Source organism: Mycobacterium sp. TKK-01-0059 (genome assembly GCF_000709305.1).
Classification (GTDB): Bacteria; Actinomycetota; Actinomycetes; order Mycobacteriales; family Mycobacteriaceae; genus Mycobacterium; species Mycobacterium intracellulare.
Genome location: NZ_KL446993.1, coordinates 3,094,260 through 3,116,692, shown reverse-complemented (window position 1 = coordinate 3,116,692; position 22,433 = coordinate 3,094,260). Strand labels below are relative to the sequence as shown.

Here is a 22,433-nt window from a genome sequence, read left to right as displayed (position 1 = left end):
GATGTTGTTCACCATCGGTGTGATGGCCCTTGCCGTGAGCCTGGAGCCGTTCCGGATCGGCATGACGGTGCTGATGCTCAATCGCCCCAAGCCGCTGCTGCAATTGCTCGCGTTTGTGGCCGGCGGGTTCGCGATGGGGTTGACGGTGGGTGCGACCGTCTTGTTCCTCCTCCGGCGCGTACTGCTGCGCTCGACATACTTCACCTTGCCCCGCGTGCAGATCCTCATCGGCGCACTGGCATTGGCGGCCGCCGCGGGACTGGCGGCGAAGATCGCCGCGGACCGGCGGCGGGGATCCCGCGGCGTTCCTCCCGACCGCGACCGCGCCGGGCCCGCCTGGCTGACGACTCGGCTCCGACGACTGCTCGACGGACGTTCCCTGTGGGTCGCCGCCGCCGCGGGCCTCGGCATCGCGCTGCCGTCGGTGGATTACCTGGCCGCCCTGGCGCTCATCCTGGCGTCCGGAGCGCCGGTCGTGACGCAATTGGGTGCGCTGCTGATGTTCAACGTCATCGCGTTCTCACTTGTCGAGATTCCGTTGGTCGCTTACCTGTTGGCGCCGACGGCGACGCGCGCGGCGATGACCGCGCTGCAGGACTGGATACGGTCGCGGCGGCGCATCGAGGTCGCCGGGCTGCTCGTCGCGGTCGGGCTCGTCCTGCTGGCGGTGGGCTTGGCCGATCTTTGACAGCGGCGGCACTACCGTCGGCTCAGGGCTTCGTTTCCTCGAGGAAGCGGCCCATCACGTCCGGACCGGTGGAATGCATCGCGATCGACAGCTCCAACAGCCTGTCCTTGGCCTGCTTGGGCAGCAGCTCGATGGAGCGGGTGGTGGCGGAATCGTACTTGGATCCCGGATAGCGTTGCAGGACAATATTTTTCTGCTCTTCGGTGGTGTAGATCTCCAGCAGCTTCATGCCTGCGAAAGCCTCGTTGGCCAGGTCGGCCATCCCGGCGTTCGCCAGCGCCTCCAGCCGCTCCTCGTTGATCCAGACGTTGACCTTGAACTGTTTGTCGTCGCTGCTCACGAACCCTCCAATTGGTTGAGCGTGAAGACCGGCAGCCTGTCCCGCAAGTACTCCTCGGTGACGAACGGCGAACCCTGACCGTGCTTTGCGGCGCACTCCATCACGACCTCGAACACCTCGTGGCGCATCACCTTCTGCGTCGGCTTGACTTCGTCGGTCAGGATGCTTCGGATCAGGCTGCCGCTGAAGCTTTGCGCTTGTGAATCATGGCCGCACAGGGCGGAGTTGGTGACCTCCAGGCACACCGGGCAATACCAGTTCTCCCGCAGGAACACCGGCTTGATGCCCAGCTGGTCCCGGTACTGCTTGAGGATGTTCTGGGAATCGTACGGGTGGTAGAAATCGCCCACACCCGCGTGGTCGCGCCCGAACATGTGATGCGTGCAGCCCAGGTTCGTCCGCAGGATCGCGTGGAAGATGGCCTCGCGCGGCCCCGCATACCGCATGTCCCAGAGGGTGAAGGACACCATGTGCACGTTCTCGCGAAAATATCCGCTGGTGCGTAGGGCGTTCTGCGCCAACAGTATTGCCTCGTCGATGTAATCGCCCACCCGCTTCTGGCCGATGATGGCGTTCACCAGCACGCCCGTGTTCAGGTTGTCGACGGGCTGGTCCTCGTTCGCGGCCAGCCACGCCTGTTTCATCAACGCCTCGTGCCCGGTGTGCGGAACGTTCCTGGTCTGGTGGGCGACCACCCGCTGCCAATGCCGCTCGGCCAACGCGTCCTGGTGCTGCTTGGGGGTGAGCCAGAAGCTTGCGAAGGGCTCGTTGAAAACGGGTTCGTTGATCAGCGTGACATCCCCGCCGATGAACCGGTTTTCATAACCCATGGTCTTCTTCACCCCGGGGTGTCGGGGATCGGTTGTGCCGTAGGTTTTTTCGGCCATGCGCTCGAGGTCGTATTCGTAGATCTCGGTGACGTCGAAGACGGCCATGGGGGCCCCGAGATAGTCGAGAACGACGCTGGCGCCTTCCTTGATATCGAGTTCCGCGATGTCGTCGGCGGACATGTCGAAGACGATCGGAATGCTCCACAACGTTCCGTCCGGCAGCGCGAAGTTGTCCAGGGTCCCGTCGACCGCTTGGCGGCCCATGAAGCCGGTCAGTGGCGTGAAGAAACCATAGGAAAGGCTGATGACTTCGTGCGCGGTGGCCTTCGAGATCGGCACGCGCGCCAACCCCTCGATCCGGCCGCTCGCGTCGTCCGTGGCCACCCGCTCCACGATCGGCTTCCCGTTGTGACCCGTGTAGCTCATGCCGTGACCTCGCTGCTCTCCAGGTCGTCGTGAACTCGGTGCAAGGCCCGGATGATGCCCGCCCTCTCGAGGTGGGCGATCACCTCGTCGGCCAGCGTGTCCGCGTCCTTCGTTCCGCCCTCGAGGCGCAGCTCCGGGCGCGCCGGGGCTTCGTAGGGGTCGTCGATCCCGGTGAATCCCTTGATTTCACCGGCCCGGGCCTTCTTGTAGAGACCCTTGGGATCGCGCTGCTCGCACACCTCGATCGGGGTGTCGATGAAGATCTCCTGGAAATCGCCGTCACCCAGCGTGGCCCGGATCGCGTCCCGATCACGCACGTAAGGGCTGATGAAGGCCGTCAAAGCGATGACGCCGGCCTCGCAGAACAGCTTGGCGACCGCGCCGATGCGGCGGATGTTCTCCTCACGGTCCTCGGCGGAAAATCCCAGCCCGAACCGCTTGGCGAACGCGGGCCCATGGCGTTCCTCGAGCAGCTCCGGACCGGCGTTGAGACCGTAGCGGACGTTGTCGCCGTCCAGGAGATAGCTCCGGATGCCCCGCTCGTAGAGCTTTTGTTCGACGATGTTGGCGATCGTGCTCTTGCCGCTGCCGCTCAGCCCGGTGAACCAGATGACGCAACCCTGGTGGCCGTTGAGTTCCTCGCGCTCGCCGCGGCTGATCTTGTGTTCGTGCCAGGTGATGTTGTTCGGCATTTCTCGATCCTGTTCGCAACGAAGTCGATGCGCAGCTACGGCGCCGCCGCCACACACCCTCACCATATTGCTTATCAACCAAACCCGATCAGAACCAGCCTACAAGTAAAGATGGTCAACTTACGGAGTTTTTTGGGCGGCGGGATCGCGCCCCCGCGGTCCCCGCACGGGGTCCGGCCAGCAAACGAAATCCCCAGGGTCGAGCGGCGTCGGCCGGCGCGGTCTTCGCCGTGACGCGGGGGGCGGCCCGTGTTTGCTATAACACCGGCCCGGAGACGCAATTAACTGACGAGCGCGTCGACACTCGGCCCGCTGGTGACCCCGGCTGTCGATCGCTTGTGCGTCAACCGGTTCTGGCCGTCGAATGCGGGTCGTTGGGTTTTACTCAAGCAGAGAAAAATTTGCCTTCGCGCCGGCCCGGGCGCCAAAGGGCCAGGACGCCAGACGCGCAAGCCCGTCATAACCGCGCGTGAGCCTCGATCGTCGACAATCCGGCGAACATGCCGCAACGTCGCCGGCAAATTTGCAGCAGACGAGGCGACGCCGGGGCGGCCGTAAACACCAAGTAAATTTCATTTAACATTCCGATGATCAAGTCCCTTGACTCGCTTGCCATTGCCTGCTCGTCGACGCGCCTGGGCCGCAACGCACGAGGCCGTCGTCGCCGGCGAGAGCTAGCGACGGACCCGGGGTCACCGCCAGTCGGCCCTGCCGCCTGGCCGCGAAACGCTCCCGGGGCCGACCGACGAAGAGGAAGTACCAATGCTCGATTTCGGGGCCCTGCCACCAGAAATCAACTCGACCAGAATGTATGCCGGCCCGGGCTCGGCGCCGATGATCGCCGCGGCGGCCGCCTGGGACGTGCTGGCCAACGGGCTGGAGACCGCGTCGCGCGGGTACTCCGCGGTGATCGCCCAGCTGGAAGGTGAGAGCTGGACCGGCAGCGCCGCGGCCGCGATGGCCACCGCGGCGGCCCCGTACGTGGCATGGCTGGCGGCCGCGGGGGCCCAGGCCGAACAGGCGGCCAGCCAGGCGCGGGCCGCGGCGGCCGCCTACGAGGCGGCCTTCGGCGCGACGGTGCCGCCCGCGCTGGTCACGGCCAACCGCACCCTCCTGGCGCAACTGGTCGCGAGCAACCTCCTGGGACAGAACACCGCGATGATCGGGGCGACCGAGGGCGCCTACGAACAGATGTGGGCCCAGGATGCCGCCGCCATGTACGGCTACGCCGCCTCGTCGTCGGGCGCGACGACGCTGACGCAGTTCCACGAGCCTCCGCGGACCACCAACGCCGACGGCCAGCCCGGGCAAGCCGCCGCGGTCGCCCAGGCCACGAACGGCTCGGCCGCGTCGCAATCTCATGCCGCGTTGTCCCGGACGATGTCGACCGTGCCGCAGAAGTTGCAAAACCTCTCCGAAACGCCACCTTCTGGCGGCACTTCGACAGGCTCCGCCCTCGACGCCGTCGACGATTTCAACACGCTGACGGCGCCGGTGAATCTCGGCGACGCCATGAGCCGCACCGTCACGTCGGCGGGCACCTTCGGCACCGGGGCCTTCCGCGCCAACCTGCAGGCGGCGAGCGAAGCCGCCAAAGCCGCCGCCCCCGCCGCGGCGGCGAGTGTCTCGACCGGCACGGCGGGCGTCGCCGGGCCGACCCTCGCGAGCACGGGCAGCGCGAGCGCGGTGGGGCGGCTGTCGGTCCCGCAGAGCTGGGCGGCGACGAACCCGACGATCGCCACCGTCGCCGAGTCGCATTGGCTGTCGGATGCCGAGCTCGACGGTGGGCCGTCATGGCACGAAGGGCCGGCGACCAATATGTGGGGCGGGGCTCCGGCGGCGGGTGCGGGGGCATCCTCGGCGCTGCTGTCGCGGCCCTCGGTCAACAACGTCTTGCGGGTGGCCCCACGCCAATTCAAGATGCCGCGTCCTTCCGCGGGCGGATAGCCGCCACTTCCACTCTTCAGTGCAGGCATGGACCTGCAGCGACCGCGTGTGCGCTTGTTCAGAAAGGATCGCCGATGCTTGATTTCGGGGCGCTGCCGCCCGAGATCAACTCGGCCAGAATGTATGCCGGCCCGGGCTCGGCCCCGATGTCGGCCGCCGCCTCGGCGTGGGACGCGCTGGCGGCGCAACTGGAGTCCCACGCCGCCGGCTACTCCGCCACGCTTTCGGAACTGCGTGGACGCGCGTGGTCCGGCGATGCTGCCACGGCAATGGCCGCCGCGGTCGAACCGTATGTGGCGTGGGCGTCCACCACGGCGGCCCAGGCCGGCCAGACCGCCGCGCAGGCACGCGCAGCCGCCGCCGCCTATGAGGCGGCCTTCGCCGCAACGGTGCCGCCACATGTGGTGGCCGCCAACCGATTTGCGCTCCTCACCCTGATCGCGACCAACTTCTTCGGACAGAACGCCGCGGCGATCGCGGCCACCGAGACCGCCTACGCCGAGATGTGGGCGCAGGATGCCACCGCCATGTACGGCTACGCCGCAACGTCGTCGGCAGCCACCGTTTTCACGCCGTTCACCGAGCCGCCCCGCACCACGAATGCGCACGGCCAATCGGCCCAGGCCGCCGCGGTCAACGAAGCCGTGGGCACGGCCGCGGGTCAGGCCCGCGCGGCGCTGGCGTCGGGCGTGGTCACGAACGCTTCCTCGGCCGGCCTTGGCGAGGCGCCGGCGGCCGGATCCGGTCTGTCCCTTATCGGTTCGGTCGACGACTTCAACACACTCATCACCACACCGGGACAGACGTTTCTGGCCGGGGCCCGCACACTGCTGGGATGGGGGCAATTGGGTTACGGGCTAGACCTTTCCGATATCCAGGCCGCCAAGGCCGCCGAGGGCGGGGTGCCCATCGTGCCGGACATCCCCGCGCCCGCGGTGCCGCAAGTCGCGGGCGTCCGCGGTCCCGTGCTGGGTGGCCTGGGCCGGGCGGCACTGGTGGGCAAGCTGTCCGTCCCGCAGACCTGGACGGTTGCGAATCCCGCGCCCACCGCCGGTATCGCACTCAAACCGTTGCCGGACACCATGTTTCGAGCAGCGTCGGCGTCCGCGGCGGACCCTTCCAACGTCCCGGGACCCCTGCCCGCGACGCGCACCGCGGGGCAGGCCGGTGTCCCGGTGTTACGCAACGGACGTCGCATCTTCAAGATGCCGCGCCCGGCGTACGGCGGGTAGCGACACCGCGAGTCAAGACGCCGACGGCGCCGCTTCCAAACCCGCCAGCTCGTCGCACAGGTGGTCCGCCAAACCGCGGACGGTGGTGATCTTGGTGGGGCTGATGCGCACGCCCGTCTCGGTTTCGATGCGGGTCCGCAGCTCCAGATTTCCCAGCGAATCCAGGCCGTAGTCGGATAGCGGGCGATCCGGATCGATTGTGCGCCGCAGCAAGAGGCTGATTTGGCCGGATACCAGCCGTCGGATTGCCGACGGCCATTCCTCGCGCGGCAACGCCTGCAGCTCGGCGAGGAACTTGCCCGTGTCCGGATTACCCTGCCCCACCGACCCGAACGCCTCGGCGAAGCGGCTGCGTTGCGCGAAAGAGGTCAGCCACGGCGTGCCCATGATCGGCGCGTAGCCCGAGTAGGGGCGGTCGTAGCGCAGCAGCGTCTCGAATGCGCGAAAACCCTCGGCCGGCTTGACCGCCATCCCGGCGCCGTCGGCGAGGGACGTCGCGCGGCCGACCTCTGACCATGCCCCCCACGCGATCGCGGTGGTCGGCAGGCCCTGAGCGCGGCGCCAATAGGCGAACGCGTCCAGCCAGCTGTTGGCCGCGGCGTAGGCGCCCTGCCCCGGCGAACCCACCAGCGCGGCGGCCGACGAGAAGGAACAGAACCAATCCAGCGGTTCGCCCGCGGTCGCTTGATGAAGGTTCCACGCGCCGTGCACCTTTGGCGCCCAGCACCGGTCGATGAGTTCATCGGTGACGTTCGCCAGCGTGGCGTCCTCGACGACGGCCGCCGCATGCAGCACCCCCCGCACCGGTAGCCCGGTGGCCGTCGCGCACGCCACCAGCCGTTCGGCGGTCCGCGGCTCGGCGATGTCACCGCACTCCACCACGACATCGGCCCCGGCGGCGCGGAGGCGCTCGATGGCTTGGCGCGCTTGCTCGTTGGGTTGCGAGCGGGAGTTGAGCACGATCCGGCCGCAGCCCGCCGCGCCGCCACGCGAAGCCATCTTCCCGGCCAGGAACAGGCCCAGGCCACCGATCCCGCCCGTGATGATGTAGGCGCCGTCGGCGCGGAACGGCCGGACCTTTTCCGGGGGCACCGTCGCCACGCTGGTGCCCGCGCGCGGCACGTCGAGCACCACCTTGCCGGTGTGCCCGGCGGAGGCGACCAGGCGCACCGCGGCGGCGGCGTCGTGGATCGGATAGCGGGTGCAGCGCGGCAACGGCAACTTGCCCGCCGCGGTGCGCTGGTACACCGTGGTCAGCAGGCGCCGAACGGTGTGCGGGTGGCTGACGGTCAGCAGCGCCAGGTCGACGGCGAACAGCGAGAGGTTGCGGCGGAACGGGAACAGCCCCAGACGGCTGTCGCCGTAGATGTCGCGCTTGCCCAGTTCGATGAAGCGGCCACCCAAGGCCAGCAGTTCGATGCCCGCCCGCTGCGCGGCGCCGGGCAGCGAATTGAGCACCACGTCGACCCCGTATCCGTCGGTGTCGCGGCGAATCTGGTCGGCGAATTCCGTGCTGCGCGAGTCGTAGACGTGTTCGATGCCCATGGTGCGCAACAGTTCTCGCCGCTGCGGGCTGCCCGCGGTCGCGAAGATCTCACAACCGACGGCCCGGGCGATCGCGATGGCCGCCTGCCCGACGCCGCCGGTGCCGGAGTGGATCAGCACCTTGTCCGTCGGGGCGATCCGGGCCAGGTCGTGCAGGCCGTACCACGCGGTCGCCGACGCGGTCGCCACCGCGGCGGCGTCTTCCAGCGGCACCCCGGCGGGCAGTGTCACCGCGTGCCGCGCGTCGGCGATGACGAAGGTGCCCCAGCAGCCGTGCCGGGACACCCCGCCGACGCGGTCGCCGACCTCGTGCTCGGTGACGCCCGGCCCGACGGCGGTGACCACGCCGGCGAAGTCGCCGCCCAATTGCTGCCGGTAGCCCTCGAACGTCGGATAGCGCCCGAACGCCACGAGCACGTCGGCGAAGTTGATGGTCGACGAGGTGACCGCCACCTCGATCTCGCCGGGTCCGGGCGGAACCCGGTCGAACGCGGTGAATTCCAGCGATTCCAGGTCGCCGGGGGTGCGGATCTCTAGCCGCATGCCGTCACGCTCGTGGTCGACGACGGTGGTGCGCCGTTCGGCCGCACGCAGCGGACCGGGCCGCAGCCGGGCGGTGTACCAGTGACCGTCGCGCCAGGCGGTCTCGTCCTCTTCGGAGCCGCTCTTCAGTTGCAGCACAAGCTTTTCCGGGCCGGTGGCGTCGTCGACGTCGATCTGGGTGGCGCTCAGATGCGGGTGCTCCGAATCGATCACCCGCATCAGTCCGCGCAGGCCGCCCTGCGCCAGGTTCGGCGCGTCGCCGGCTGTGACGCTCGCCGCGTTACGGGTCACCACGAACAACCGCGGCGATTCCCCGGGAAGATCCGAGAGTTCGCGGGCGATGGTCACCAGGTGCGACACGTAGTCGCGGCCGCGCCGGCGGCCCTGGGGGTCGTCCGGGTGGTCGCCGGGGGCCGCGGTCACCACGACGACGCCGGCCAGCCCCTTGAGGGGCCCGTGGCCGTCGGGGGCGGTCCGGCCGCCACCGGTCAGCAGCGAACGCAACTGTGCGGTGTCCACCGATCCGACGGGTGCCGTCGCGCATTGCGCCCCATCGGTATTCAGGGCTTCGGCGAGTTGTGCGGCCAGGCGGTCGTGGCCTTCGGCGGCGTCGGACGTGCTGAGCAGCAGCCAGGATCCGCGCTCGCTGTGCGCCGGCTCGGGCAGTTCGCGGGGCTCCCATTCGATGGTCAACAACCGCTCGTTGAGCAGCCGGTGGGCGTGTTCGCGTTCCGACGTGCCGCCGGCCAGCCGTAGCCCCTCGACGGTCAGCAGCACCGTCCCGGATTGGTCCAGCACGTCGATGTCGGCCTCGCACTCGCCGGGGCGCGAGGAGGTGACCCGGGTGAGGCAGTATTGCGCGTTGCGCGTCGAGTGGTGGTTGCGCAGCCGGCGCACCCCCACCGGCAACAGCAGAGCGCCGTCGCCGGCCTGTTGCACCTCCGGTGCGACGACCACGGACTGGAAGCAGGCGTCGAGCAGCGCCGGGTGCGAGCAGTAGGCCGACTGCTGCGAGCGGATCGCCCCCGGCAGCGCGACTTCCGCGAGCACCGTCGTGGTGTCCGCGTCGCCGACCAGCACCGCGGACAGACCCGAGAACGCGGGCCCGTACTGAATGCCGATGGCGTCGAAGGCCTTCCGCAACTCGGCGCCCTCCATGCGGGTCGGGTGATTGGCGATCAGCGTGTCCAGGTCGTGTGGGGGCGGCTCGGGTCCCGCATCGTCGGCGGCGACGCGCAGGACGGCGGTGGCGCGGCGGAGGCGTTCGCCTTCTTCGTGCGTGTCCACCGTGAAGTCGAGGGCCCCGGGCGCGGAGATCGTGGCGGTTGAAGAAGCCCACGTGTGGTCGGCCAGCAACAGCGTCCGCTCGAACGTGACGTCGCGCACCTCGGCGCGTTCGCCGAGCGCCGCGGCGGCGGCCGCGAGCGCCATTTCGCAGTAGGCAGCGCCGGGAAACGCTGCCACTCCGTGGATTTGGTGGTCGGCGAGCCACGGGTGGGCGTCGGTGCCGACCTCCCCTTGCCACACGTGGCGCTCGGGCTCCTCGCGCAGATGCACGTGCGCACCGAGCAGCGGGTGGACGGCCCGCAGCGAGGCTCCGTGCGCCCGCTCCACCGACTCGCGGCTCAGCAACAGCCGGCGATGCGTCCACGTCGGCAGCGGTGCGTCCACCAAACGCCCACTGGGGTATTGGACGGAGAAGTCCACCAGCGCGCCGGCGCTGTGCACGTTGGCGACCAAACCGCGCAAGCCAACTGGGAGCTGTCCCCCGCAAGCGGGTGGTGCCTCCGGCTCGCTTCTGCGCATGGCCGCGAGCGCGGCGATGGGCATGTCCAGGCTGGCGGCGTTCTGCTCGACAGCGTGGGTGAGCAGCGGATGCGGCGACAGCTCACCAAAGACGCGGAAGCCGTCTTTGAGGGCGGCTTGCACGGCGGCCGCGAATCGCACGGTGTGCCTCAGGTTTTCGGCCCAGTAGCCGGCGCTGAAGGACGGCCGTTCGCGTGGGTCCCACAGGGTGGCGGAGTAGTACGCGACCTCGGGGGCCGCCGGCCGCAGGTCCGCGAGCGCCTCGACCAGCTCGTCGAGGATCGGCTCCACCTGCGGTGAATGCGAGGCGACGTCCACCGCCACCTCGCGTGCCAGCACATCCTGCTCCTGCCATGCCGCGACCAGGTCGCGGATGGCCTGGGCCTCGCCGCCGACGACGGTCGACGTCGGCGAGGCGACCACCGAGAGCACGACGTCGGAGATTCCGCGGATGGACAGTTCCGAAAGGACTTGCTGGCCCGGCAGTTCCACCGATGCCATGGCGCCGCTGCCGGCGACCCGCCCCATCAGCCGCGAGCGGCGGCAGATCACCTTGACGCCGTCGTCGAGCGATAACCCGCCGGCGACCACGGCCGCCGCGGCTTCGCCGAGCGAATGGCCGATGACGGCACCGGGGCGCACCCCGTAGGACTTCATCGTCTCGGCGAGCGCGACCTGCATGGCGAAGATCGTCGGCTGGACCCTGTCGATGCCGGTCACCGTCTGCGGCGCCGTCATGGCCTGGGTGACCGAAAACCCAGATTCGCCGGCGATCAACGGCTCGATGGCGGCGATCGTGGAGGCGAACACCGGTTCGGTGGCCAGCAGTTCGACGCCCATCCGCGGCCATTGCGAACCCTGCCCGGAGAACACCCACACCGGTCCGCGGTCGTCGTGGCCCACGGCTGGCTCGTACGGAAAATCGTTGTCGGAGACTGCGCGTAGCCTCGCGCTCAACTCGTCAAAGGTGTTCGCGCACACCACCGTCCGTACCGGTCGGTGCGCGCGGCGGCGCGATAGCGTGTAGCCCAGATCCCACAGGGCGGCGCCGGTGTCGCGGTCGGGGCCGGCGCTGCGCTGCTCGTCGACCCAACTCGCGAGCCGGGCGGCCGTGACGCGCAACTGCTCGGCCGAGGTGGACGACAACGGAAATAGTTGTGGCCCAACTGGTCCGGGCGTGTCCGGACCATCGGGTGCCCGCGCGGGGGCGTCTGCCGGCGCCTGCTCCACGATGGCGTGCACGTTGGTGCCGGACATTCCATAGGACGACACCGCGGCGCGGCGCGGGTGAGCGGAGCCGGTGGGCCACGGCGTATTCGACTGCGGCACAAACAGGTCCGTCTCGATCCGGGCCATCTCATCGGGAAGCCGGGTGAAGTGCAGATTCCGCGGCACCACGCCGTGCTGCAGCGCGAGAATCGCCTTCATCAACCCCAGTGGCCCGGACGTCGACTGCATGTGGCCGAAGTTGGTCTTCACCGACCCCAGCACACAGGGCCCGTCGGTTCCGTACACGGCTGCCAGGCTGGAGAACTCGATCGGGTCGCCGACCGGGGTGCCGGTGCCGTGCGCCTCGACGTAGCCGATTGTCCTCGGGTCGATGTCCGCCACGCCCAACGCCTTTCGGTAAACGGCGACCTGGGCCGTTTCCGAGGGCGCCGCGATGTTCACGGTGCGGCCGTCCTGGTTGGCGGCCGTGCCGCGCAGCACCGCCAGGATGCGGTCGCCGTCGCGTTGCGCATCGTCGAGCGGCTTGAGTAGCAGCATGACGCAGCCCTCGCCGGAGACGAAGCCGTCGGCCCGCACGTCGAAGGCGTGGCAACGGCCGGTCGGGGAGAGCATGCCTTGCAGCGAACCCGAAACGGACTTGCGTGGTTCCAGGGTCACCACCACGCCACCGGCCAGAGCGAGGTCACTTTCGCCGGCGGCCAGGCTGCCGCACGCCTGGTGGACGGCCATCAACCCCGACGAGCACGCCGTGTCCACCGTGACCGCCGGACCGTGCAACCCCAGTGCGTAGGCGACCCGTCCGGACGCGAAGCTGTTGCTGGTGCCGGTGAACCCGTATGGTCCTTCGGCGGCGCCGCAATCGGCGGACAGGAGTTCGTAGTCGCCGTGTGTCAGGCCGACGAACACGCCGGTCTGCGTCTGGGCCAGGGACCCGGGGGCGAGGCCGGCGTGCTCGACGGCATCCCACGACGTTTCCAGCAGCAGGCGGTGTTGCGGGTCGACCGCGATGGCCTCACGCTCGGTCATCCCGAAGAAGTCGCAGTCGAAGCCCCCGACGTCGTCGAGGAACGCCCCCCACCGGGTCACCGAGCGGCCGGGCACACCGGGCTCGGGGTCGTAGTACAGGTCCGCGTCCCACCGGTCCGCGGGGATCTCGCCGACGAAATCGTCACCGCGCAGCAACGCTTCCCAAAGGCCCTGCGGGGAATCGATCCCCCCGGGAAGTCGGCAGGCCATCCCGATGACGGCCACCGGTGTGGCGTTCGCGGCACGCAAAGCGCAGTCCCCTCTTCTCGCCCGACCACCCGTGAGCATCGGGCGCACCATCGCTTCTCACGCGGTCGGGCGTAATTGTGCAGGCGTCAGTTTACCCACCGGAGCCACGTCAGTTAGCGGGATTAAACAATTTCGTCCGCGGCACCAGGGGGCCGCCGCGGCGGGCGGGAGCGCCGGGACAGAAAGTTCGAAATACCTTGCTGCGCAGTGCGTTTCACACCGACGCTAAGACTGGTCGGCTTGTTCGGGGGCCCCGGACTCGGCCTCCTTCGCCGGATCCTCGATGATCTGATAGGTCGGATCGACCATCGACAGGGAACGCTGGCCGGCCTGCCGGGCCTTGCCGCTGATCCGCAACAGTTGACCGGGCTGGATGTCGGCGCCCCCGCGCCCGGGGCGGAACGTCACGGTGATCTCCCCGCTGCTGTCCCCGACGACGATCTCTCGCCGGGTTCGCCCGCGTTCGGCGACGTCTTCGACCTCGCTGACGCGTCCTTCGATGGTGGCGCGCTGCCCGGAGATCAGGCCGGCCACCATGATCACCGACGACGGCCGTTCGGGGTGTTCGTAGGCCTCGACCTTCTCGTCCTCGTCCTGCGAGACCCAGGCCTGGATCTTGTCGATCTGCTGCGCGATGCGCTGTTCGAACGAGTCCGGGTAGGCCTCCCTGATCCGCGATTCCACGTCATAGGGCACGATCGTCGCCGCGGCGTCGGGGATGAGGCTGACGGCCTGGGCGACCTTGTCCGCGGTCCGGTCGTGCAACAGCCGCCCCAGCAGTGGCGCGAATGTCCGGCGCGGCAGGAGGACCGTCACGTTGGTGTCCGGTTGCTCGTCGCGCGCCTTGGCGACCAGCAGCTGCGCCGACCTGCTGATCCGCCGGTCGGGGCAGTCCACGATTCGCAGCGGTGTGTCGAGACCGAAGTGGTCCCAACGGTTTCGCAGTTGCGTGGCGTGGGCGGGGTCGACCATGAAGTGCACGGCAACCAGTTCGTCGGCCCGCAGTCCGCGGCCGTAGCGCAACGCTTCGATCACCGCGAGGTCGACCGAGTCGACGAACACCAGCACCTTGTGCCGCGCGTACTTCACCAGTTCCGGGCGATCGGTGCGGAACATCTCGAGAATGGCGGCCTCGGCGCGGTATTCGCGGTTCAGCCGCGTCAGGACGAACACCAGCAGCGGGAACACGACGACCACCAGCCAGGCGCCCTCGGTGAACTTCGCCACCGCGAAGATGCCCACCACGATCGTCGACAGGATCGCCGCGGACAGGTTGATCGCCAGCCGGTGCCGCCATCCCGGTTCGCGATGCGTCAAGTGGTGCTTGGTCATGCCGTAGCCGGCCATCGAGAATCCGGTGAACACGCCGATCGCGTAGAAGGGAACCAGCGCGTTGACCGAGCCGCCGGTCACCACCAGCAGCGCCACCGACAGCGTGGTGAGCGTGATGATCCCGTTCGAAAACACCAGGCGGTGACCGCGTTTCGTCAGTTGCCGTGGCAGGAAACGGTCTTCGGCGACGAAGCTGGCCAGGGCCGGGAAGCCGTTGAAGCTGGTGTTCGCGCCGGTGAACAAGATGGCCGCCGTCGAGGCCTGGACCAGGACGTAGAACACGTCACCGACCACGCCGTTGCCGTAGACGGCACGACCGATCTGCGACAAGACCGAGGGATATTCGGTCAAATACGGGGTGGCGTGGGTGACGTGGGCCAGGTAGGCGACCCCGGCGAGCAGGAAGCCCAGTATGCAGGCCATCGCCGTGAGCACCCGACGGGCGTTGCGGCCCTGGGGCTTTCGGAAGTAGTCGACCGTGTTGGAGATGGCCTCGACGCCGGTCAGCGACGAACCCCCGTTGGCGAATGCGCGCAACAACACCAGAATCGTCGCGCCCAGCACCAACCCGTTGCTCTGATGAACCGGCACGGCCCCTGCCGTGTGCGCCGGGTCGTAGAGCGGTAAACCCCCGCCGATTACGCGGACGACTCCGACCAGGATGGTCAGCGCGACCATGGCGATGAACGAGTAGGTCGCCACCGCGAACGGCATTCCCGCTTCCCGCAATCCACGCAGGTTCGCGTAGCAGATGATGAGCACCACGCCGACCGTGATCGCCAGGCTGTAGGGACCCAACGCGGGGATCGCCGAGACCACCGCGACCGTCCCCGCCGCCGATTGCACCGCGACGGTCACCACGTAGTCGATCAGCAGGGCCGCCGCGGCGATCTGAGCGACGCGGGGCCCGAAGTTGTCGCGCGCCACGATGTAGGAGCCGCCGGCCCGGGTGTAGGCCATGACCACCTGCCGGTACGAGGCGGCCACCAGCACGAGGATGAGCAGGATGACGCCGGTGATCGGAAGCAACAGGAGAAACGCCGCCAACCCGGCGTGCGGCAACAGTTCGATCAGGATCTGCTCGGGACCGTAGGCGACCGATGACACCGCGTCCGGCGAAAGCGCTCCCAGCGCAACGCCATTGGACAACTTCTCCGACGCGATGTCCTCGGTGATCAGTGGCTTTCCCAAAAACACACGCCTGGCGACGTCCCCGACCGAGAGCGGGATGCGCAGCTTGCCGGTCGAACTGGTCACAAGCACCGTCCTTACCCGAGGTTCAAGAACGTGAAACGCCTCCGAAGCATTGTGCACGTTCGGACCGCCCGCGGCGGCGCGCGCACTGCGGACGGTCAGGCGAGCCGGCGCACCGCGGCAGCGATCCGCTCGTCGCTGGCCGTCAGGGCAACGCGCACATGCTGTGCGCCGCGCGGGCCGTAGAACTCGCCGGGGGCCACCAGGATGCCGCGCTGCGCCAGCCAGGCGACGCTGTCGTGACAGGACTCGCCGCGGGTGACCCAGAGATAGAGGCCGGCTTCGGAATAGTCGACCGCGAAGCCGGCCGCGCGCAGGGCCGGCAACAGGGCGGCCCGGCGCCGCTCGTAGCGCTGCCGCTGTTGCAGCTCGTGCGCGTCGTCCTGCAGGGCGGCCACCATGGCGGCCTGCACCGGCCTCGGCACCATCATCCCGGCGTGCTTGCGCACGGCGAGCAGCTCGGCGACGAGGTCGGAATCACCGGCGACGAAGCCGGCGCGGTACCCGGCCAGCGACGAGCTCTTCGACAGGGAATGGATCGCCAGCAGCCCGGTGTGGTCGCCGTCGCAGACCGACGGATGCAGGATCGACAGCGGTTGGGCGTCCCAGCCCAAGCCGAGGTAGCACTCGTCGGAGGCCACCAGGCAACCCCGGTCGCGGGCCCATCCGACGACTTTGCGCAGGTGGTCGACGCCCAGGACCCGCCCGGTCGGGTTGCTCGGCGAGTTCAGGTAGTACAGCGCCGGCGATTGCGGGCCCAGCTGGGTGAGCGAATCCGCGCGCAGCACCCGCGCCCCGGCCAGCCGCGCTCCGACGTCATAGGTCGGGTATGCCAGCTCGGGCACCACGATCATGTCCGCGGAGCCCAGGCCCAACAAGGTCGGCAGCCAGGCGATGAGCTCCTTGCTGCCGATCACCGGCAGCACGTCGGCCTCGGCCAGCCCGGTCACACCGAACCGCCGGGCCAGGGCTGCGACCGCCGCTTCGCGCAGCCGGGCGGTGCCCGCGGTGGCCGGATACCCCGACGCCGCGCCGGCCCCGGCCAGCGCGTCGGAGATCACCGGGGCGACCGGGTCGACCGGGGTGCCGACGGAGAGGTCGACGATCCCGTCGGGGTGGGCGCTGGCCTGCGCTTTCGCGTCGGCCAGCGTGTCCCAGGGGAATTCCGGCAGGGACGCCGACACGGCGGGCCGCCGCTTTTTGAGCTGGTGTGGCACCGGGTCGCTCAGTCGCCTTCGCCCTGCGGTGGCAGGTCCTTGACCACCTGCGGGTCGTTCTCGGTCATGCCGACCTTGGCGGCGCCGCCGGGCGATCCCAGCTCGGCGAAGAAGTCGGCGTTGATCTGCGTGTACTGGCTCCACTGGTCCGGCACGTCGTCTTCGTAGTAGATCGCTTCGACGGGGCAGACCGGCTCGCACGCGCCGCAGTCGACGCATTCGTCGGGGTGGATGTAGAGCATCCGGGCGCCTTCGTAGATGCAGTCGACCGGGCACTCCTCGATACAGGCCTTGTCCTTGATGTCGACACAGGGTTCGGCGATCGTGTACGTCACAGACGTCTCCTCCATGTACTACTCAATGTGGGCTGCTGTTCAGCTCGCACCGGCGCGTCCGTCCTCTTCCGGTGAAGCTTTCGGTTACTGATACTAGACGTTGCAGATACAGGTCAACCATTTGGCGCGCCTGTCGGAATACCGATTTAAGACTGACAGTCTCGGGGCCCGCACGCGGCCCCCGTTTCGCCAAGGGCGAACACTACGACCAACGCGCTGACCTGCGCAGAGTCTCGGCCCCGGGGTAGGCTTCGGTATCTGTTGCGTTGCAAGCACGCTCGCGGGGCCTGGTAATCTCATCGGAAGGACGGCAACCGCTGGGCAGATTTTCTCGCCGTAAGAGCGGTGCATTAACTGGGGAAGGTGTCCACACATGAGGGTGTCGTTGAGCAAATTGGGCGTTGCGGTTGGCAGCGCGGCAGTGGCGTTGACCGCCGCGGCCGGGATCGCTTCCGCCGACCCCACGGACGCGATCATCAACACCACCTGTAACTACGGACAGGTGATTGCGGCGCTCAACGCGACCGACCCGGCAGCTGCCCAGCAGTTGAACTCGTCGCCCGTGGCGCAGTCCTACATCCGCAACTTCCTGGCAGCGCCGCCGCCCAAGCGCGAGCAGATGGCCCAGCAGATCCAGGCCATGCCGGCGGCGCAGAAGTACTACAACACGATCAACCAGGTCGCGGTCACCTGTAACAACTACTGAGCCGATCGCTTCGCACGAAGCGGTTCAGTAGCCGCCGAGCAGGCGGCGCACGCGTCCCAATGTTTCCGGTCCGACGCGGCTGCGAATGCGTGACGGGTCGGCGGGCCTGCGCCCCCACAGCAGCAGCACCCGCGCGGCCGCATCGGTATCCAGGGTCGCCGGGCCGTCCGGCTCGGCGAACCCGATGGTGACCTGATCCGCGCCGGCCGTCAGAACGATGTCGTCGGTGCCCTCGGCCCGCAGCCGGGCGTCGATCCGCTCGCCGACCTCCAGCTGTCTGGCGCCTTTGGCCAGCAGCGGCTTGCCAACGGCGAGCACGCTGTGCGTCGTCATCCACGGTTCGGCCAGCCTCGCCTGGGCCGCGGGCTCGTCGCCGGTGATGTCCCAGCTGTGCAGGACGAGCTCTTCGCGCATGTGCTCGGCGAACCACGGCACCGTCGGTGTCGGCGGGCACCCCTTCGGCCGCCTCCGCGACGTCACCGAGGGCGGCCATCCGGTCCAGCAGCGCGTCCCACAGGTCCGCGTCGTTCAAGGCGCGCAACGGGCCCTCGCGCTCCTCGAACCCGCGGGTGGCCACCGGCTGGCCGGCGAGGTGGCCGCCGAGCACCCGGGCGAGTTCCTCGGCGTTTCCGGCCTGATGGACGACGATGTCGCGCACCGTCCAGGCCTCACACCAGGTTCCGGCGTCCGGGCCGTGCCGTTGCACGGCATCCGCGAATGGCCGCCACTCCGGGAACCGGTCGTCGTCAACTCGTCGCGTCACGGTGTCGGGTATACCCGTCGCGCCCGCCCGGCAAGCGGTCAGGCGGCCAACGGTGTGTAGTCGGTGGTGCGCTGGCGCGCCGGTCGCCCGATGCCCTCGGCGATCGCGGTCAGCTCGGCGACCGTCTTGGCCGACCCGTGTTCCGAACCGGCCATGCGCGAGATGGTTTCCTCCATCAGCGTGCCGCCCAGGTCGTTGGCGCCGCCGTTGAGCATCACCTGCGTGCGCTCGACACCGAGCTTGACCCAGCTGGTCTGGATCTGGGAGATGCGGCCGTGCAACATGATTCGCGCCAGCGCGTGTACGGCTCGGTTGTCGCGATGGGTGGGTCCGGGCCGGGCCGCGCCGGCCAGATACAGCGGCGAACTCTGGTGCACGAACGGTAGCGGCACGAACTCGGTGAAACCGCCGGTGCGGTCCTGGATGTCGCGCAGCACGTTGAGATGGCCCACCCAGTGGCGCGGGCTGTCGACGTGGCCGTACATCATCGTCGATGACGACCGCAGCCCGACCTCGTGCGCGGTGGTGACGATCTCGATCCACATCGACGTCGGCAACTTGCCCTTGGTCAGCACCCAGCGCACCTCGTCGTCCAGGATTTCGGCGGCGGTGCCCGGGATGGTGTCCAGGCCCGCCTCGCGCAGGCTGGTCAGCCAGTCGCGAACGCTCAACCCGCTCTTGGTCACACCGTTGGCGATCTCCATCGGAGAGAACGCGTGCACGTGCATCGACGGCACCCGCGCCTTGACGGCCCGGACCAGGTCGGCGTAGCCGGTGACCGGCAGCTCGGGGTCGATGCCGCCCTGCATGCACACCTCGGTGGCGCCCTCGACGTGCGCCTCCCAGGCGCGGTCGGCGACCTCGTCGGTGGACAGCGAATACGCGTCGGCGTCGCCCTTGCGCTGCGCGAACGCGCAGAACCGGCAGCCGGTGTAGCAGATGTTGGTGAAGTTGATGTTGCGGTTGACCACGAACGTCACGTCGTCACCGACGGTGTCGCGGCGTAACGAATCCGCCAGTGCGGCAACCGCTTCCAGCGCGGGACCGTCGGCGGTGGCCAGTGACAGGTATTCGTTGTCGCTGCACCCGGCGGGGTCGCGTTCCGCGGAGCGCAGCGCGGCAAGCACGTCGGTGTCCAGGCGTTCTGGCGCTGTGGCGCCCTGCGCGGCCAGCTCGTGGACGTGCGCCCGGATCGATTCCCAGTCGCCGAACGCGCTGTCGATATCGCTGCGGGTTTCGGTGTTGCGGCCCTCGCTGTCGATCGCCGCGTTGAGGTCGACCCGGCCCACCGAACCGACGTCGTCGGGCTCCTGCCACGGCAACCCGACCGGGTTGACGTCACGGGCCAGGCCGGTCGCCGGGTCGGCCAGCGCCGCCACGTGTCCGGACACCCGCGGGTCGATCCAGGCCGCGCCGCCCTGCACGTATTTGGGTTGCGCGGTGAGCCGCTGGACCAGCTCGTAACCGGCTTCGGCGGTGACGGCGGCCAATTCGTCCAGGGCCGGCCACGGCCGCTCCGGGTTGACGTGGTCGGGCGTGAGCGGCGAGACCCCGCCCCAGTCGTCGACTCCGGCGCCGACCAGCGCCAGGCACTCCTCGCGGGAGACCAGGTTCGGCGGCGCCTGGATACGCATCCCCGGGCCGAGCACCAGCCGCGCCACCGCCACCGTCGCCAGGTAATCGTCGATGCCGGCGTCGGGGACCGCGGCCATGGCGGTGTGTTCCTTGGCCCGGAAGTTCTGCACGATCACCTCTTGCACATGGCCGAACTCCTTGTGCGACTTGCGGATCGCGTGCAAGGTGTCGGCGCGTTCGGCGAGTGTCTCGCCGATGCCGACCAGCAGGCCGGTGGTGAACGGAATCGACAGCCGGCCGGCATCGGTCAAGGCGCGCAACCGGACCGCCGGATCTTTGTCCGGGCTGCCGTAGTGCGCAAGCCCTTTCGTCTCGAACAGCCGCCGCGAGGTCGTCTCGAGCATCATGCCCATCGACGGCGCCACCGGCTTGAGGCGGGCCATTTCCGACCAACTCATCACGCCGGGGTTCAAGTGTGGCAACAACCCGGTTTCCTCGAGCACCCGGATCGCCATCGCCCGCACGTAGGACAGCGTCGAATCGTAGCCCCGTTGACCGAGCCACTCACGCGCCTCCGGCCACCGATCCTCCGGCCGATCCCCCAGCGTGAATAGCGCTTCCTTGCAACCGAGTTCGCCGCCGCGGCGGGCGATGTCGAGGATCTCGTCGGGTTCGAGGTACATGCCGGCGCCCTGGGCGCGCAGCTTGCCGGGCACGGTGACGAAGGTGCAGTAATGACAGGTGTCGCGGCACAGATGGGTGACCGGGATAAAGACCTTGCGGGAGTACGTGATCGGCAGCCCGCCGCCGGGGCCGCGCCGTCCGGCCGACTCCAGGCCCGCGTCGCGTACCCGTGCCGCGCTCGCGCACAGGTCGGCCAGATCCGCACCGCGCGCGGTCATCGCGAGCGCCGCCTCGTCGATGTTCAGTGCAACGCCATCTCGGGCCCGCCGCAATACCCGTCGCAGCGCCGACGCGTCGGCCCTCGACGCACTGGCCTTCGCCGGAATCTGTGGATCAGGCAAAGCGGTAGGCTCCTCGCCCGGAGTCAACAGCACCTTGGTGTAACTTCCCCACGATCGAATTTCATCCGTGCGTCCCAACATGTGAATTCGTGACACCCATGGCGGGTCCCGTATGGGCAACAGTCAACAGTAGACCCACGCCCGTAGGCGCAAGCGGGCGACATCCCGGCCGAAATTCCACTCGGCACAGGCCGAGATCAACCGCTGCGGCCGCGCCGCCACAGCACCCAGACCGGCGGCACGACGCCGAGCACCAACAGCAGCAGGGCCCCGTAGGCCATCAGGCCGCGACCACCCAGGATGACGTCGTCGGCCGGTCCGCCCATGCTGATCACCGCCACCGTCAGCAACCACGTCCACAGCGGCAGCGCCGCCAACCGGGGTGACCGGGTCCACCGCCCCGCGGCCCACACCAGGGCCGCGTTGACCAGCCCGGAAATCAATCCGCTGAGGGGAAACGGAACCGTCCCGATATAGAAAGGCAGCAGCAGGGCCCCGGCTAGTGCGGACAGAACCCCATCGACCGCCAGGAGGGACAGGACAACGAAACGGATCGCGGGGTCTGTGGCGCCGCCGTCCTCGACGGACGCGACGCGAGGCTGGGTGTCGGTCAGGTCGGAACGCTGTCGATGTTGGAGAGTATCGAGCCGATAACCCACTGCAGGCTGTCGAGCCGGTCCTGCCAGTGCTGCTGATTAGGGTCCAGGTCGGGGTCCATGCGAATTCCTTCCGTGGCTGCCTGTTTGGCAGCCTACCGCGTACGGGTCGCGGTCAGATCGAGCCCTGCGAGCAGATCCGTCTCCCAGCCACGCCCGTCGCGCTCCCCCGCGTCGCCGGCGGCCAGGACGTAGTGCTCCTCCCCCACGATCGGCAGGGCCACGTTGTTGGACAGGGCGCAGGCGCGACCGGTGGGCCCGACCACCACTTGGGTGGCGTGCGCCGCGAGCGCCGCCCGCTTGGCGGCCAGCGCATCCTCATCGGTCTCGACGACGGCGTCGATGTCGCCGTCGTCGTATCCGAACGTGAACTCCTCTTCGGACGGGAGCGACCACTCCGGCCGCAGATCCTCGGGCGTCAGCGCGGCCAGGCCGGCCTCGAACGCCCGGGTGGAAAAGACCGACCAGTAGAACTTCGGCACGGCCCACGGCTCGCCGGGAAACGTGGCAGCGCCGCCCGACGAGCCGGCCGCCGCTACGGCCGCCGTCGTCACCGTGTGCGCGTGCACGTGATCGGGATGGCCATAGCCGCCGGCCGGGTCGTAGGTGACGACGACGTGGGGGCGCTGCTCGCGGATCAGGGCCACCAGCGCGCCGACGGTCTCGCGCTCGTCGGCGTCGATGAATCGTTGCCGGTGCCGCGTGGGGGTGCCGCGCATGCCCGAATCGCGCCACCGGCCCGCGCCGCCGAGATAGCGGGGTCCACCGACCCCGAGCGCCCGCAACGCGGCGGTCAATTCGCCGATCCGGTAGCCGCCGAGCTGGTCGGCGCGATCGACGGCGAGTTCGGCCCACCGATCGCCGATCACCTCGCCCTCCTCGCCGAGCGTGCAGGTGACCACGCGGACGTCGGCGCCGCGGGCGGCGTAGTGGGCGATGGTGGCGCCGGTGCCGAGGCTTTCGTCGTCGGGATGTGCGTGGACGAACAGCAGCCGCGGCGTCTCAGGCATGGTCGG

At 69.0% G+C, this 22,433-nt stretch carries 14 protein-coding genes and 1 pseudogene; 4 read left to right on the top strand and 11 right to left on the bottom strand.

The features are described from left to right. Position 1 precedes the first annotated feature (1 nt). Positions 2-688, top strand: a complete 687-nt coding sequence (locus K883_RS15065) for a GAP family protein (protein WP_020821893.1) — start codon at positions 2-4, stop codon at positions 686-688. 22 nt (positions 689-710) lie between these two features. On the opposite strand, the gene K883_RS15060 is transcribed toward K883_RS15065, so the two are convergent. The 3 genes from K883_RS15060 to cysC are packed head-to-tail and all read right to left on the bottom strand — an operon-like array spanning position 711 to position 2,976. After that, complete coding sequence (locus K883_RS15060) at positions 711-1,028, bottom strand: DUF6955 family protein (protein WP_009952335.1); 318 nt, start codon at positions 1,026-1,028, stop codon at positions 711-713. After that, a complete protein-coding gene (sat, locus tag K883_RS15055) occupies positions 1,025-2,284 on the bottom strand; it encodes a sulfate adenylyltransferase (RefSeq protein ID WP_020821892.1) in 1,260 nt (419 codons plus the stop codon). Before sat ends, K883_RS15060 begins: the two co-directional genes overlap by 4 nt. Next, entirely contained in the window at positions 2,281-2,976 is a 696-nt protein-coding gene (gene cysC, locus K883_RS15050; protein WP_020821891.1) for an adenylyl-sulfate kinase, read from the bottom strand. Before cysC ends, sat begins: the two co-directional genes overlap by 4 nt. A 762-nt stretch (positions 2,977-3,738) precedes the next feature. Between cysC and K883_RS15045 the strand changes: the two genes are divergently transcribed. Further along, complete coding sequence (locus K883_RS15045) at positions 3,739-4,923, top strand: PPE family protein (RefSeq protein WP_020821890.1); 1,185 nt, start codon at positions 3,739-3,741, stop codon at positions 4,921-4,923. A 74-nt stretch (positions 4,924-4,997) separates the two neighbouring features. Then, positions 4,998-6,155, top strand: coding sequence for a PPE family protein (locus K883_RS15040; protein WP_009952339.1), 1,158 nt, complete (start codon positions 4,998-5,000; stop codon positions 6,153-6,155). A gap of 12 nt (positions 6,156-6,167) precedes the next feature. On the opposite strand, the gene pks2 is transcribed toward K883_RS15040, so the two are convergent. From pks2 to fdxA, 4 genes are all read right to left on the bottom strand, one after another. Continuing rightward, positions 6,168-12,554, bottom strand: coding sequence for a sulfolipid-1 biosynthesis phthioceranic/hydroxyphthioceranic acid synthase (pks2, locus tag K883_RS15035; RefSeq protein WP_036454839.1), 6,387 nt, complete (start codon positions 12,552-12,554; stop codon positions 6,168-6,170). 225 nt (positions 12,555-12,779) lie between these two features. Further along, a complete protein-coding gene (locus tag K883_RS15030) occupies positions 12,780-15,143 on the bottom strand; it encodes an APC family permease (RefSeq protein ID WP_014384044.1) in 2,364 nt (787 codons plus the stop codon). Positions 15,144-15,238: 95 nt separating this feature from the next. Continuing rightward, complete coding sequence (gene dapC, locus K883_RS15025) at positions 15,239-16,324, bottom strand: succinyldiaminopimelate transaminase (protein WP_085978365.1); 1,086 nt, start codon at positions 16,322-16,324, stop codon at positions 15,239-15,241. Between the two features lie 41 nt (positions 16,325-16,365). Continuing rightward, a complete protein-coding gene (fdxA, locus tag K883_RS15020) occupies positions 16,366-16,692 on the bottom strand; it encodes a ferredoxin (protein WP_007773662.1) in 327 nt (108 codons plus the stop codon). 373 nt (positions 16,693-17,065) lie between these two features. Between fdxA and K883_RS15015 the strand changes: the two genes are divergently transcribed. Further along, on the top strand, positions 17,066-17,398 hold the full coding sequence (locus K883_RS15015; RefSeq protein WP_008254522.1) for a hemophore-related protein: 333 nt from the start codon (positions 17,066-17,068) through the stop codon (positions 17,396-17,398). Between the two features lie 24 nt (positions 17,399-17,422). Here K883_RS15015 and K883_RS15010 read toward each other — a convergent pair. The 4 genes and pseudogenes from K883_RS15010 to mshB all read right to left on the bottom strand — a co-directional run bounded on the left by K883_RS15010 (position 17,423) and on the right by mshB (position 22,427). Beyond that, positions 17,423-18,161: pseudogene (locus K883_RS15010) on the bottom strand (maleylpyruvate isomerase N-terminal domain-containing protein). Between the two features lie 38 nt (positions 18,162-18,199). Continuing rightward, the gene (locus K883_RS15005; protein ID WP_081914370.1) at positions 18,200-20,842 is read right to left on the bottom strand and encodes a bifunctional FO biosynthesis protein CofGH; all 2,643 of its coding nucleotides are present in this window, start codon (positions 20,840-20,842) and stop codon (positions 18,200-18,202) included. Between the two features lie 116 nt (positions 20,843-20,958). After that, positions 20,959-21,420, bottom strand: coding sequence for a hypothetical protein (locus K883_RS15000; protein WP_036454833.1), 462 nt, complete (start codon positions 21,418-21,420; stop codon positions 20,959-20,961). Positions 21,421-21,512: 92 nt separating this feature from the next. After that, positions 21,513-22,427, bottom strand: a complete 915-nt coding sequence (gene mshB / locus K883_RS14995) for an N-acetyl-1-D-myo-inositol-2-amino-2-deoxy-alpha-D-glucopyranoside deacetylase (RefSeq protein WP_008254515.1) — start codon at positions 22,425-22,427, stop codon at positions 21,513-21,515. Between the last annotated feature and the right edge of the window lie 6 nt (positions 22,428-22,433).